The 14845-nt window shown below is 35.8% G+C and carries 11 protein-coding genes; 6 read left to right on the forward strand and 5 right to left on the reverse strand.

The window, feature by feature from the left end; all coding sequences use genetic code 11:
* Positions 1-41 precede the first annotated feature (41 nt).
* The 6 genes from NQ163_RS07645 to proC all read left to right on the forward strand — a co-directional run bounded on the left by NQ163_RS07645 (position 42) and on the right by proC (position 7033).
* Positions 42-1037 (forward strand): RnfABCDGE type electron transport complex subunit D, encoded by a 996-nt coding sequence (locus NQ163_RS07645; RefSeq protein ID WP_268189714.1) that lies wholly within the window; start codon positions 42-44, stop codon positions 1035-1037.
* A 2-nt stretch (positions 1038-1039) separates the two neighbouring features.
* Positions 1040-1648, forward strand: coding sequence for an RnfABCDGE type electron transport complex subunit G (locus NQ163_RS07650; RefSeq protein WP_268189715.1), 609 nt, complete (start codon positions 1040-1042; stop codon positions 1646-1648).
* On the forward strand, positions 1648-2232 hold the full coding sequence (locus NQ163_RS07655) for an RnfABCDGE type electron transport complex subunit E (RefSeq protein WP_268189716.1): 585 nt from the start codon (positions 1648-1650) through the stop codon (positions 2230-2232). Before NQ163_RS07650 ends, NQ163_RS07655 begins: the two co-directional genes overlap by 1 nt.
* A gap of 11 nt (positions 2233-2243) precedes the next feature.
* On the forward strand, positions 2244-2816 hold the full coding sequence (rsxA, locus tag NQ163_RS07660) for an electron transport complex subunit RsxA (RefSeq protein WP_268189717.1): 573 nt from the start codon (positions 2244-2246) through the stop codon (positions 2814-2816).
* Between the two features lie 205 nt (positions 2817-3021).
* A complete protein-coding gene (locus NQ163_RS07665) occupies positions 3022-5856 on the forward strand; it encodes an ATP-binding protein (RefSeq protein WP_268189718.1) in 2835 nt (944 codons plus the stop codon).
* Between the two features lie 370 nt (positions 5857-6226).
* A complete protein-coding gene (proC, locus tag NQ163_RS07670) occupies positions 6227-7033 on the forward strand; it encodes a pyrroline-5-carboxylate reductase (RefSeq protein WP_268189719.1) in 807 nt (268 codons plus the stop codon).
* Between the two features lie 25 nt (positions 7034-7058).
* Here the strand turns inward: proC and NQ163_RS07675 are convergent, their stop codons facing one another.
* From NQ163_RS07675 to NQ163_RS07695, 5 genes are all read right to left on the reverse strand, one after another.
* Positions 7059-8159, reverse strand: a complete 1101-nt coding sequence (locus tag NQ163_RS07675; protein ID WP_268189720.1) for an adenylate/guanylate cyclase domain-containing protein — start codon at positions 8157-8159, stop codon at positions 7059-7061.
* A 346-nt stretch (positions 8160-8505) separates the two neighbouring features.
* A complete protein-coding gene (locus tag NQ163_RS07680; RefSeq protein WP_268189721.1) occupies positions 8506-9882 on the reverse strand; it encodes a TolC family protein in 1377 nt (458 codons plus the stop codon).
* Between the two features lie 10 nt (positions 9883-9892).
* Complete coding sequence (locus NQ163_RS07685; protein ID WP_268189722.1) at positions 9893-12955, reverse strand: efflux RND transporter permease subunit; 3063 nt, start codon at positions 12953-12955, stop codon at positions 9893-9895.
* On the reverse strand, positions 12952-14031 hold the full coding sequence (locus tag NQ163_RS07690; protein ID WP_268189724.1) for an efflux RND transporter periplasmic adaptor subunit: 1080 nt from the start codon (positions 14029-14031) through the stop codon (positions 12952-12954). The genes NQ163_RS07685 and NQ163_RS07690 overlap by 4 nt, the downstream gene beginning before the upstream one ends.
* A 183-nt stretch (positions 14032-14214) precedes the next feature.
* Positions 14215-14790: a TetR/AcrR family transcriptional regulator gene (locus NQ163_RS07695; RefSeq protein ID WP_268189725.1), complete on the reverse strand. Its 576-nt coding sequence runs from the start codon at positions 14788-14790 to the stop codon at positions 14215-14217.
* Between the last annotated feature and the right edge of the window lie 55 nt (positions 14791-14845).

Consider the following 14845-nt stretch of genomic DNA (forward strand, 5'->3'; position numbering starts at 1 on the left):
TCATTCACACATTAACTCAATTACTAATAAAATTATAAAATATGAACACCAAAGTACTTGTCGCACCATCTCCGCATGTTCATAGTGGAGATTCCATACAGAAAAACATGTATGGGGTGGTATTTGCGATGCTTCCGGCGCTGCTATTTTCGTTCTTTTACTTTGGATTAGGTGCACTAGTTGTAACCCTAACCGCCGTAGCATCATGTTACTTATTCGAATTCTTAATTCAAAAATACATTTTAAAGACTGAAGTTACCATTAACGATGGTTCTGCCCTTATCACTGGTATTCTTTTGGCCTTTAACGTACCATCAAACCTTCCAATCTGGATCATCATGATTGGAGCCTTGGTTGCAATTGGTATTGGTAAAATGACATTTGGAGGATTAGGAAACAACGTATTCAACCCAGCATTGGTTGGTCGTGTATTCCTTTTAATCTCTTTCCCTGTACAGATGACCAGTTGGCCTGTGTCTAAAGGTTTAACCAGTGGATATATTGATGTGGAAACCGGAGCTACTCCTCTTGCCATCATTAAGGAAGGATTGAAAAGCGGTCAATCTCTTTCATCATTAATGGATAAAATACCTTCAAACATGGACATGTTCCTTGGGAATATGGGAGGTTCAATGGGTGAGATTGCAGGAGCTGCCTTAGTTCTTGGATTAATTTATATGTTGATCCGTAAGATCATTACCTGGCACATTCCTGTTGCTGTGATCGGTTCTGTTGCGATCTTAACTGGAATTCTTCACATGATAAGTCCAGAAGCATATGCAGGACCTGTATTCCATATTTTGACCGGAGGTTTGTTATTAGGCGCTATCTTCATGGCAACCGACTATGTTACTTCTCCAATGTCGAATAAAGGAATGATCATCTATGGTGTGGGAATCGGTGTCCTAACAGTAGTGATCCGTGTATTTGGAGCATATCCTGAAGGAGTTTCATTTGCCATTCTTATTATGAATGCATTTGTGCCACTAATTAACGTGTATGTTAAACCTAAGCGTTTCGGCGAAAAAAGGAAATAATCATGGCTGGTAAAAAAGAATCTACATTTATAAATATGGTTCTGGTGTTATTCATCGTAACACTAGTTGCCTCAGCTGCATTGGGTGGACTTTACGAGTTAACCAAAGAACCTATCGCTGCTGCTAAATTGGCTAAGAAATTAAAAGCCATTAAGGAAGTTGTTCCTGAATTTGATAATAATCCAAGTGAAGAAATGTATTCTGTTGAGATGCCTACGGGTGATCTTTTGGAATTCTACCCTGCTAAAAAAGGAAGTGAATTGGTTGGTACTGCAGTAAAAACATTTACTACCAATGGATTCTCCGGATACATTTGGATCATGGTTGGTTTTAAACCTGATGGAAGCATCAATAACTATTCAGTATTGGAACACAAAGAAACACCTGGTTTAGGTACCAAAATGGAACCTTGGTTTAAAACTACTGATCCAGCTAAAGCCAAGTGTAGCATTTTGGGTAAAAATCCAGGAACTGCTAATCTAACTGTTAGCAAAGATGGAGGTGAAGTTGATGCAATTACTGCTGCAACCATTAGCTCCAGAGCTTTCTTGGATGCTGTTCAGACTGCTTACAATGAGTACAACAAACAAATGGAAGGAGGAACCAAGTAATGACAAATAAAGACATCTTTTTAAGAGGATTTTTTAAAGAAAATGCGGTTTTCACATTACTTTTAGGTATGTGTCCTACTTTAGGGGTTACATCATCAGCAATTAATGGTTTAGGAATGGGCTTGGCTACCACTTTCGTATTAATCATGTCGAACTTGGTAATTTCATTAGTAAGTTCATTTATTCCAGACAAAGTAAAAATTCCATCTTTCATTGTAATCATTGCATCTTTCGTAACCATGGTGGATTTGTTAATGGCCGGATATGTACCTGCTTTACACGAACAATTGGGTGTATTTATTCCATTGATCGTAGTAAACTGTGTGGTATTAGGTCGTGCCGAAGCTTTCGCATCAAAGAATAAAATGGTTCCTTCAATTATCGATGGTATTAGTATGGGATTGGGTTTTGCTATGGCATTAACCATGCTAGGTGCAATTCGTGAATTTTTTGGTTCAGGAAAAATGTTTGGAGTAACATTATTCAACGAAACCTATGGTATGTTAGTATTCGTATTGGCCCCTGGTGCTTTTATCGCATTAGGATACTTAATTGCATTTATTAACCGAGTAAGAAAAGCATAAGGAGAATCATCATGGAATTTATTGTAATTATTATATCAGCAATATTCGTAAACAACGTAGTATTGATGCAATTCCTTGGAATTTGTCCTTTCCTTGGAGTGTCGAAGAAAGTTTCTACAGCGGTAGGTATGACCGGAGCAGTTACCTTCGTAATGATTCTGGCAACTATCGTAACTTATTTAATACAACACTATATCCTTAATCCATACGGCATTGGATTCATGCAAACCATTTCTTTTATTTTGGTTATTGCATCCCTTGTACAATTGGTAGAAATTATTTTGAAGAAAGTTAGTCCTGCATTATATCAGGCTTTGGGAGTATTCCTTCCATTAATCACAACTAACTGTGCCATTTTAGGTGTAGCAATCATGACCATTCAGAAAGATTACAATTTGCTAGAAGCAGTGGTTTTTTCCGGGGCATCAGCAATTGGTTTTGGTTTGGCCTTGGTATTATTTGCTGGATTAAGAGAACACTTAGACCTTATTGAACTACCAAAAGGCATAAAAGGAACTCCTGCTGCACTTATTGTTGCCGGATTACTTGCTATGGCCTTTATGGGATTCTCTGGAATCGTATAAATCAAAATACACTTGATTATATTTCATAGGCAGCTCATTTTGAGCTGCTTTTTTTGTTGTCTAAATTCTTCTCTACGTAAGCAATAATAGCACCTTTGTCAAAAATGTTGTGTAAATCCATAAGAATAACTAACTTAGGAATGAAAGTCGCTCAAATGTGACCATAATCAACCACTAATTACACACTAAATACAGGCGAAGCTAAATGCTTAATAAGTTAAAATTTCGTACGAGAGTGCTTGCCGGATTCGGACTTATTCTACTGTTTACGGTATCATTCTTCGTCCTCTCTATTTTCCAGGTAAAAAAACTACGATCAGAATCTGAATTCATTTATAATCACACCTATACAGTCAGCAATAGTGTTCGAGATATCAATACTCACATCCAGATCATGGAGAGTGCAATGAAAGATATCCTGCTGGCTAATACCCAGGAAGAATTCGATCAAGCCATTGATACCATTAACCTTTACCACCTTAAAGTAGAAGCTGAATTTGACATTGTCTACAATAATTTTTTAGGCAATGTCAGGGATGTGGGTGATGCACACCGTGCCTTTATGGATTGGGAAAAGATCAGAAATGAAATTATTGATCTAAAAGTTAGCGGCAGAGAACTAACTGCAAAAAAAATGGTTGATGGGGTCGCTGCCAATCACCTAAGAAAACTTAAAGAAAAAACCAAGGTGATGACAGATTTTGCTGCAAACAAGGCAAAATCAAGTTATCAGGAAGCTACCGAAATGCATAACACCACCCTGTTTTGGTTTACCATTATTTCTGTAATTATTGTTTTAATCTGTATCGCCATAACATATGTCATTTCAGATAGTATATCGCGACCTATAAAGAATTTCATTTACAAAGCCCAGGCCATTTACCAGGGGCAGGGACATGGTTCTATTAGTAGAATCAGTGAAGAGAGCCTCTTAGATCATTCTATTACGGAATTAACAGAAACCTATACCATGCTTCAAAGCGAGATTAAGGAGCGTGAGAAAGGTGAACAAACAATACGTGAACAATACCAGGAAATACATGATTACTCGGAACAGCTAAGATCTTTTAACGAAAAACTGGAAGGAAGAGTAAAAGAGAGAACAACTGCCCTGGCAACAAGCGAAGAGAAATACAGGAACCTGATAAACGGAAGTACCGATATCATATTGGTGAACGAATATTTAGGTGACGGTTCATCTAAATTAATTGAAGCGAATGATACTGCCTGTATTTTGTTGGGTTATTCTCGCGAAGAACTATTACAACTTACACTTCATGATTTTATTGAAAATTTAGACAATGATTACATTGTTGATTCGATAAAACGTTTAACTCGCGAAAAGCAGTTTACCAGCGAACAAATGTTTGTTTCCAAGTATGGTAAAAAAACCCCTATGGAAACCGTCAACCAGTTGGTAACCCTGCAAGGAAAGCATGTTATCCTTTCAACTGCGCGTGATATCACCGAAAGGAAGAATGCACAACAGGCAATTATTTCGAGCGAACGCAGGTTGAAAAAGATGATCCATAAATCACCTCTTCCTATTGTAATTACTGATGAGAATAAGGATATCGAATTCCTGAATGATAAGTTTATTGAGCAATTTGGCTATAACCTAAATGACATTCGAACCTCTGAAGATTGGTACACGAAATGTTATCCTGATGAAGAATACAGAAACACTGTGATAGATGCTTGGGAAAAAGCTACCGAGAAGGCAAAGCAGGATAATACGGATATCGAAAAACAAGAATTTCACATTAGCACCAAAAATGGAGAACAGAGGCATTGTGAATTCTTCATGGTTCCTTTCGATACCTCTTCCATGATCATTATTAATGATATTACTCCAATTATTAATTCGCAAAGTGAGTTGGTAAAAGCGAAGGAGAAAGCAGAAGAAAGTGATCGTTTAAAATCAGCATTCCTTGCCAACATGTCACACGAAATCAGAACGCCAATGAATGGAATTATTGGTTTTGCGGATATGCTTAGAAAACCTGGGAAAACAGATGAACAACAAAATGTATATGTCGATATCATTTACAAGAGTTCAAATCAGCTATTGAAAATTATCAATGATATTCTTGATATTTCAAAGCTAGATGCGGGACAAACCATTATAAAAGAAACCCAATGCTCGATTAATTCAATTTTAGACGATTTGCATATGCAATTCAGCAAGGAGAATATTGCTGATGATGAAATTGAATTTAGAGTTCTTAAATCCTTGCCAAACGAAAAAACTCTGGTCGTAACCGAGGAAAGAAAACTAAGACAGGTGCTTTCTAACCTTCTGAACAATGCATTTAAATTCACTTCATCAGGCTCCATTGAGTTTGGTTATAAACTCTTAACCGACGAACTTCTAGAGTTTTATGTAAAGGATACCGGTATTGGTATTCAGAAAGAGAAACAAGATATTATTTTTGAACGATTCCGTCAAGTTGAAGAATCCTTTACTCGCAAATATGGTGGAACTGGTCTTGGTTTGGCCATTTCGAAAGGTTTTGTAGAATTAATGGGAGGAAAAATAAGAATGGCAACTGTTGAAGACAAAGGAACAACATTCTTCTTTACCATCCCTTATAAGCCTGTAGATACCGATAATGTACCAGTTAAAAAAACACCCAAGAAAAAGGATTACAAATGGGATGATAAGCTGATTTTGGTAGTAGAAGATGATGAAACCAACTACAAATACATCGAAGCAGCTTTAAAGCCAACCAAGGTTAAAATCCTACATACCATATCAGGAAACAAAGCGATAGAACTAAGCTTAAGAAATCCTACAATTAACCTTGTTTTAATGGATCTGCGTTTGCCAGATATCAATGGCTTGGAAGCTACACAATCAATTAAGAAAATGCGCGATAATCTTCCGATTATTGCACAAACGGCAAATGCTTTCAGAGAAGATAAGAACAAGAGCATTGAAGCGGGTTGCGATGACTTTATTGCAAAGCCATTTGATGAAAAGAAACTGCTTGAAACCATTAACAAATACTTCAAAAAGAAAAAGAAGTTGAATGTGTGATGTATTAAATTCTTAAAATAATTGATCCTTCTTGGCAAGCAATTTCTATGTAATGATATTTTAACTACCATTACAAGGACGTTTTTATTCGTATTACAATACCGTCGTAAACACTATAGTTTACATAGTCAAATAGACTGTATACTCGAGTGTTAGGAATGCATATGCTTTGAGCCTTAATTATTATTCTACCTTCCTGAATATCTGATTGTCTCTCTTCCACTCCAAGATACTGGTCTGTTTTCGAAAACCAATTTCCAGACCAGTTGAATAACACAAAAATCACTACAAATAGTTAGTAATATAAATCGTAATCTTCATTAGTTTTGCTCCCGCAATTTTAAACGATATTTACAAACACACCTTAAAAATGAACTCAAAGAACATTACAATTATTGGAGGAGGAAATTTAGGATCCTCTATTGCAAAAGGATTAGTTCAAAGCGGTTTATTAAAACCTGAACAAATTACGGTTACCAACCTTGAATTGCACTTAATTCAGCACCTAAAAGATGAAATAGGTGTGAATATTACAACCAATAACCTTGAGGCAATTAATAATTCGCAAATTGTTATAGTTGCAGTAAAACCAACTGTGGCAAGAATACTTCTAAACGATATTAAAGAAGCTTTACAAAAAGGCAAACAAGTCTTAATTTCGGTTATCTCAGGAATTAAAATTCAAGATCTGGAAAATATTTTAGAAGATGTTCCTGTAATTAGAGCTATGCCAAATACAGCAATCGCCATTCAGGAATCAATGACTGCATTGTCTTTTAACGAAAAAGGTCTGGAGTACAAAGATGAAGTTGTTGAAATTTTCGATCAACTTGGAGCAACCATGATTATTCCTGAATCGCAAATGCCAGCTGCAACAGTTTTGGCTTCTTGTGGTATTGCCTTTGCGCTAAGATTTATGAGAGCTGCTTCACAAGGAGGAATCGAGATTGGTCTGTCTTCAAAGCAATCATTAGAAGTGGCAGCACAAATCATGAAAGGTGCTTCAAAATTGATTATTGAAAATGGAACTCACCCCGAACCAGAAATCGACAAGGTAACGACTCCACTTGGAGTAACCATTAAATCACTAAATAAAATGGAGCATGAAGGATTTAGTTCCTCTCTTGTTCAAGGAGTGGTTAGTGGTCACAAAAAGATCTTAGAAACAGAATCATAAAAACTCAATAATTACAGCTCATTACCTAGCATATTTTATAGAGCGCGGTAGTGAGCTGTTTCCCATTTAATAGTACTGTTCCCAAAGGCTCGTAATCAGTATCAAAATATTGGTTCTCTTTCAACTCTTTAATCAGGTTACCCGACACCAAAAGCTTTGATTGATAGGAATTGCATAAGCATTGAATACGCGATGCTGTATTAATGGCATCTCCATGATAGGCGATTTCTGACTTTAACTCCCCTACTTCTGCAACCATAACCTTACCTGAGTGCACTCCAGCTTTAAAGACTGGTATAATTCCATATTCCTTTTGATAATAGTCTCTTTTCTTATGCAGTTCTTCCATAAAATCAAAGAACACTTGCAGGCACCTGTTGTTTTTCAATCCATCCTTCAGTTTCCAGGTCAGTACCACTTCATCGCCAACAAACTGATAAATTTGAGCCTTATTTTTCTCAATGGCAGAAGAGATATCTTTAAAACAATCCTGAATCAACCTGCTGTACTTAAAGTGCCCCAATTGCTCAGCATAATAGGTTGATGATTTTAAATCCATAAACAAAAACACTCTGTCCTCTTCCTTTGGTTTATAATATCTCCCCAACAAGAACTTTAAAAGTACTCCTTTTCCTAAGCGCTTGTCTATTTCGTAAAAAATCTCGATTAAAGATCCCACAATAAAGAAATAAGCTAAAATGGAATAAAATATCTGTGAATTATAAAGATCTAATAGCTGTTGAAAACTATTTGGAAAATCTTCAAACATAAAAATATCACTTAAGTGATAGATCGAATAGATCAATAAATAGGCACTTAATACATTGACCGAAACGGAAAGTAAAATCGTTAATGAGAAACGAGAAAGAAATTTCCTAATATACTGTGATATCTTAAAAATGACTCCCCAAATAATACCGGCCAGCAAACCAGACCAAAATGAATTGTTTAAGTCAGCCATCCTCGAAATTGACATGGTATTGTTTTCATTAACCTGAAAAGTAGTTAAAAAGAAACACGCCAGAATCCAAGTAAGAATGATAGCTCCAAAATAAGTTATAGACTTATAAATATGTCGCGATAACTTATTTTCCATGATTGCAATTGATGAAAGATACCAAATCATTTATTTGTTCTTTGGTATTGATCACGTAATCGTTATTTACTTTTAAACAAAACAAGTGTGTTTTTATAATTTGCATATTGGTTTTTGAGGGATTTTTTAAACTTCTTATCGCCTCATCATAAAGCAAATCTCTATCTTTCATTCGTTTATATTTTTCTTTTAAATACCACCCGAAAGCCTTGATAAATTTTAATCAATCGCAATAATATATTTTAGATTATTCAAATTTAGGTTCGTTTAATATTTTTGTGATTTATTAAAGCAAGAGAGGATGAATTACAAAGTTGAAAGAACCACCAATCAACAACATCCCATTTGTAATTCATACCTCTCCCTTCCCACTATTTTAATCTGCTAATTCTCCTATTGCTTTTAGGAAACCCGATTCTTTTAGCTTAAAATTGATTTTTGCATCAATTAATTCGGTATGTGCCTGTTGCCAAAATGCTTGCGCATCGAGCATTTCAGTGGCATTGGCCAAACCTTCGTAAAAACTATTCCTGGTTATGAAAACATTCTCTTCGGCCTGATTCATTGATATTCGAGCCAATTTGTTTTGCTCGTATGCTTCTTGCAAGTTGAAATATGCCTGCTGCACTTCAAGGCTAACCAAATCCTTAGTTCTGTCTAATTGCAGCTCACGTTGTTTTGTCTGATATTTCTTTGCTGCAAGCCTATGCTTTCTTTCATTCCAGTGAAAAATAGGAACCTTTAAACTTGCCTGAACAGATAAGTTTTGGCGTGAATCCATCAAATTTTCAATTTTACTTGTATAACCATAAGAAGCTCCTACACCCAATTGTGGCAAATAATCGGCAAGTGTACTTTTTTCTTCTTGCCTATCTATTTCCACCTGCTTTCCAAGCATCAAAATTTCTGGTCTTTGTTGCATTGCCTTCTGAATAAAATTGGTTTCGACATGTTTATTCTCAACTAAAATAATTGTGTCAGAAGCTGATATTTCGCTTTTTAAATCTCTACCAATTACCTGGCACAATGCCATTTGAGAAAGTACATGAGCATTTTTAATTCTGAACAAATCAAGTTTGGCCTGATTTAACTGCACTTGGGCCTTTAGCAATTCATTTTTTGTAGTCAACTCCAGGTCAAAAGCATTCTTCAAATCAGTTACCAACTGATTCAACATTTCAACATACTTTTCAGCCACTTTAACTCTTTCTCTTACCGACACAAGATTCCAATATGCCTTATCGGTTTCAAGAATAACATCAGAAGCTTCCAGTTTTCGATTGAATACCGATAAATCGGCTCCTAACTTGGCCATATTGTAGTTGCTTCTAACTTTACCTCCTGCATATATAGGTTGACTTAAAATCAAGTTTGCAGAATAGTAATCAATATTTCCCATTTCAAGATTTAAACCGGGAAAGTAAACATCACTTGTACCTGTAAAGTTTCCCAATTTTGCTTCATCCAAACTACTGGCGGTTGGCAAAAAAAATCCCGGGAAAGAAATATCATCAATATCATGTAAATAACTATAGCTTCCTTCTGCGCTAAGATTAGGCAGGAAATGCGTATATGCAAACTTTACATTCGATTGACTTTCTGAAATTAACTCTTCGGCAATTTTTATTCTCTGGTTATATTCCAAAGCCAACTTTCTACTTTCCTGAAGAGATAATTTCTCCTGCCCAATTCCCTGATATGATATCAGGGAAACAGCAAGAATAGTATATATTTTGAATTTTAATAATTTCATGAAAAGTGTATTATAAATCCATAACTTCTTTAGTATTTACACGATAGAATACCGCATACAATACTGGAACAACAATTAATGTAATTATTGATCCTATTAACAATCCGAACATAATCGCAACAGCCATTCCTCCAAACAGTTCATCTGGAATTAAAGGAATCATACCTAAAATTGTTGTGAATGATGCCATAATTACCGGACGCATTCTGGATACTGCAGAGTCGATAATTGCCACTAAGACATCTTTCCCTTCACTTCTATCCAAATTTATCTGATCGAGCAGAACCACTGCATTTTTAATCATCATACCCATTAGTCCAAGGGTTCCCAATACAGCCATAAATCCAAATGGCTTGCCAGTTAACCACAAACCGTAACTAACGCCAATAAATGCCAGTGGTAGAATTGTTAAAATGATAATTGGCTGACGGAAGTTGTTAAACAACATCATGATAATGATGACCATTAATAAAAATGCCAATGGTAAAAACTTCGCTATATTTTCATTGGCATCAGCACTGTTTTTATGCTCTCCCAACCATTCTAAATCATAACCTTCAGGCAATGGTATTGCCTCAATTTTCTCTTGAACTTTATTAAAAACATCAGGAGCATTGTATCCTGGTGCCGGATCGCACTGGGCTTTTATAGCTCTACGTCGATCGTATCTTTTGATTACCGGATTTTCAAACTCAATTTCAATATCAGACACTACCTGGCGCAATGGAATACTTTGAGGTTTAGCTCCCCAAACTGGCGTATTTTCAAGAGATTCAACATACTTATCTTTTTCAACTGTTGTTTTTAAATAGATAGGTAAAATATCATCTGCTTTTCTGAATACTCCAATGGCCAACCCATCGGTAGCACAAGCCAAAGCATTAGAAACATCGGAACGGTTGATTCCGGTAATTCGTGATTGCGCCTGAGAAAAACGAGGATTCCAAACCTTAACCTGATTCTTCCAATTGTTGGTTACCTTCACCGCAATTGGTTCGTCCTTCATAATTCTCTCCGCCTTTTCGGACAATTCTCGTAGGACTTTTGGATCTGGTCCTGAAAATTTGGCCTCTATCATCGACTCTGTTGAAATCGGAGAATAATATCTTACCCTAGCTCTGGCCCAAGAATAATTCTCATCTAAAAACTCTTGTAACTCAGCTCCAAATCGAACTGTGGTTTCATAATCCTTAGTATCGATTATCAACTCCCCATAATTTGCATGACTATTATTGAACGGTCGAACCAAAGTGTAACGAGCAGGTGTTGAACCCAAACTGGTAGTAACATTAAGCACATCCTCCTGTTTTAACAAGTAAGTTTCCAGGTCATTTAGATCACTCTCTACTGTTTCAATATCCGAACCTTCGGGCAACCAATATTCAACGATAAATTGATTGTACTCAAGATTAGGCATAAACAATTGTTTCACATACTTAAATACAAACACAGCCGAAAAGAACATCAAGACTGTAACAGCCAAAATCATCGTTTTGTGTCGAAGAGAATATTTTACAAAGTGACGAAACTTCTGATAAAATTTCCCGGCATAAGGATCCGTTTGTGCTTCATCACCTTCTTGCTTCTCATATTTTTTGCCTCTTAAAAAAAGATCACAAAAATATGGGGTTTGTGTTAATGCTAAAATCCAACTTAGAAACAATGAGATGCCAACTACCTGAAACAAGCTTGCACAAAACTCTCCTGTGCTATCTGGTGAAAGGTAAATAGGCAAGAATGCAAGAATAGCAACAACCGTAGCCCCTAACAAAGGCATTGCAGTCTGTTTGGATGTTCTGCTCATAGCCTCATCTCGTTTCAAGCCTTTTTTCAGGTCCACCAAAATTCCATCGGCAATTACAATTGCATTATCTACCAGCATCCCCATAGCAATAATTATGGCTGCCAAACTTACACGTTGTAGTGTAATGTCGACGCTTAACATGATAATGAATGTTCCTAAAATGGTAAATATCAAACCACTTCCTATTAAAAGTCCGGTTCGAAATCCCATTGCCAATAACAAAACAAATACTACAATTAAAACTGATTCAATCAGATTTATCATGAATTGCTCAATGGCTACACTTACTCGCTCTGGCTGATAAAAAACACGATTGATGTTGATACCAACAGGAACGTTCGATTTTAATTCATCAATTCGTTGCTGAACTCTTTCACCTAATTCAATCACATTGCCACCTTTTTCCATGGCAATGGTAAGTCCGATGGCAGGAACTTGATTGTACTTCATTTTTCTTGTAAATGGTCGCACATAATCTTCTTTTACCTGGGCAATATCTTTTAAGAAAATTGGATTTTTATCGTTTGCCGAAATCAAAATATTCTTTAAATCATCCAATTCATGAAAGCTTCCATCTGATGCAATTCGAATTCTATCTCCACCAACTTTCAAGCTACCCGGATTTACCATACCATTCTGCTGATTCAAGATCTGAATAACATTAGCAGGATGTATTCCCAGGTATGCCATTTTCTCTTGTGAAAGCTCAATATTAATGCAGGTTTCCTGTTCCCCAAAAAGATTAATTCTTTTTACACCTTCAACCAAGAGCAATTCTCTTTTCATGTATCTGGCATAATCTTGCAACTCTTCTCCCGAATAACCATCACCACTTAATGCAAGGAATATCCCATATACATCACCAAAATCATCTACAACCATTGGCTTTGAAGCTCCCTGTGGTAAAGCAGGTGTGATATCATTAACCTTTCTTCTAAGTACATCCCACAATTGTGGTAACTCCTTACTTTTAACCGATTTTTTAATATTCACTGTAATTTCGGAATATCCTGCCATAGATCGTGATTCGATATCATCGATATTATCCATTGCCTGTATAGCGGTTTCCAAAACATCAGTTACTCGAAGTTCGACCTCATGCGGCGATGCACCCGGGTACTTAGTGATTACCAATGCAGATTTTACACTAATTTCAGCATCTTCAAGTTTTCCCATCTTAAAAAATGAAAAAACCCCACCTATAGTCAAAGCGATTAGTACAAACAGCAATACTTTTCGCTGTTTTAATACTGCTTCTGTAAAATTCATAATTGACCTCCTACATTGGTATTAGACTTCCTTACCAATATTTTCACTTTTTGACCTTCGCGTAAAGAATGAACCCCAGCTGCAACAATCATTTCGCCATTGGAAATTCCCCTGCTTAAATTCACCATTCCATTAGAATCAAAACCTAACATTTTAACTTCTCTTTGCTGTACACATTTTTTTGTGTTATCAAAAATCCAAACGTAAGATTTGCCTTCATCACTAAATACTGATTCTACCGGCACCTTATAATTTTCTTCTCCGTCAGCTTTCATAAAAACTGTCACACTAGCCACCATTCCCGGAACAACTTGCTTTTTATTAACATCAAGTTTTAATCTCATTTTAAAGAAGTTATCACCATTAGGCTTTCTTTCAATGTCAATTAAACTCAAATCAAAATCAGTATTCTTAAAGTTTTCAAACTTACAAGTGAAGGAATCAAATGAGTTACGCATCAAGAAATCATTCTCGCTCAAGGCAAGTGTAATTTCCAGATTATTTAAATCTAAAATTGAAACAATAGGCTGTCCTGCTCCTATTTTCTCAAAGTTTTCCACAAACATTCCTTGGATGTAACCTGTAAAAGGGGCATAAATTTTAGTATCTCTTAAAGCATTTTCTGCTGCCTCTTTTTGTGCTTTAGCTAACTTATAAGCTGCTTGCATCTGGTCATAAACACTTTTCGAAGTGCTCTTTTTTTCATACAAAGCAGCATAACGTTCTGCTTGTAGCTTAGCATTTTCATAATTTGCATTGGCAGATTCCAGCTTTACCATGAAATCTCTCTTATCAAGTTCTGCAATAACTTCTCCTTTTTTAACAAATTGGCCTTGATCAACATTCAATTTAACCAAAGGTCCCGGTACCTGAAAAGCCAATCGTACTTCTCTGGATTCCTTCACAAAACCCGTAAAAACTTTCTTATTCTGCTCATCTCCGGTTGCATTCACCTTGTAAATCTTCACAGGCTGAATAAGCTCTTTCTTACTCTCTTTTTTGTCTTTACACGAAAAAAGACCTGCCGAAATAACAAACAGCAGAATTAAGACATTAGAAATTTTTATTACTTTCATTTTTACCACCTTTTGAACTCACATTGTTCATAGAGTTCATTTTTATACAAAAAATATATGGAGCATGTTTACTCCAACATCATTCAAATTACTTTTTTGAACTTTTAAAGTTCACTTAGTTCATTTTTATCACAAAAATAAGAAGCATAAAACAATACTCCTTAAACTATAAATTAAATTTATCTAAATTTCGATACCCATGCCTCTTAAAACACATGTAAATGATGCTCGAAGCCTTGCAATTGTCTCTTCTTCCGAATAATTTTCTACTACATAAAACTCATTTAAATGTTGCAATGCATCAATACAATAATCAACATTAATATCTTGCCTTATTAGCCCTTCGCTCTGCCATTGTTTATAACGTTGAATCACAAACTCTGTCTCCACTTTAAATTCCTGATCCACCTCTTTTTCAATCAAAGGATATTCTCTATAAATCTGTTGAACTAAAATCTTCTGCGCCTGAATTGCATAATCAAAATAATTATCAAGAAATTCTTGGGTAGCCTTTGATGGATCATCAATTAATCTAAAAGGCTCAAGCATTTTAATAAAATTCACTTCGAATATTCGAAAAGCAATTTGCCTGATTAAATCCTCCTTAGTTCCAATGATTTTGTATAGTGTAGCTTTTGCCAAACCAGACTCCCTGGCCAGTTCAACCATATTTAAACCACGAAGTCCAAACTTCATTATCATCTCATAGGCAACATTTGTCACTCTCTCCTTAATTTCTATCTTATCTGTTTTTGCCATAATTGAACTCTTTTGGTATTCCCAGTACAAATATAGATGTTATTTTGATTTTCAA

Source organism: Marinifilum sp. D737, assembly GCF_026672275.1.
In the GTDB taxonomy this organism is placed as follows: Bacteria; Bacteroidota; Bacteroidia; order Bacteroidales; family Marinifilaceae; genus Marinifilum.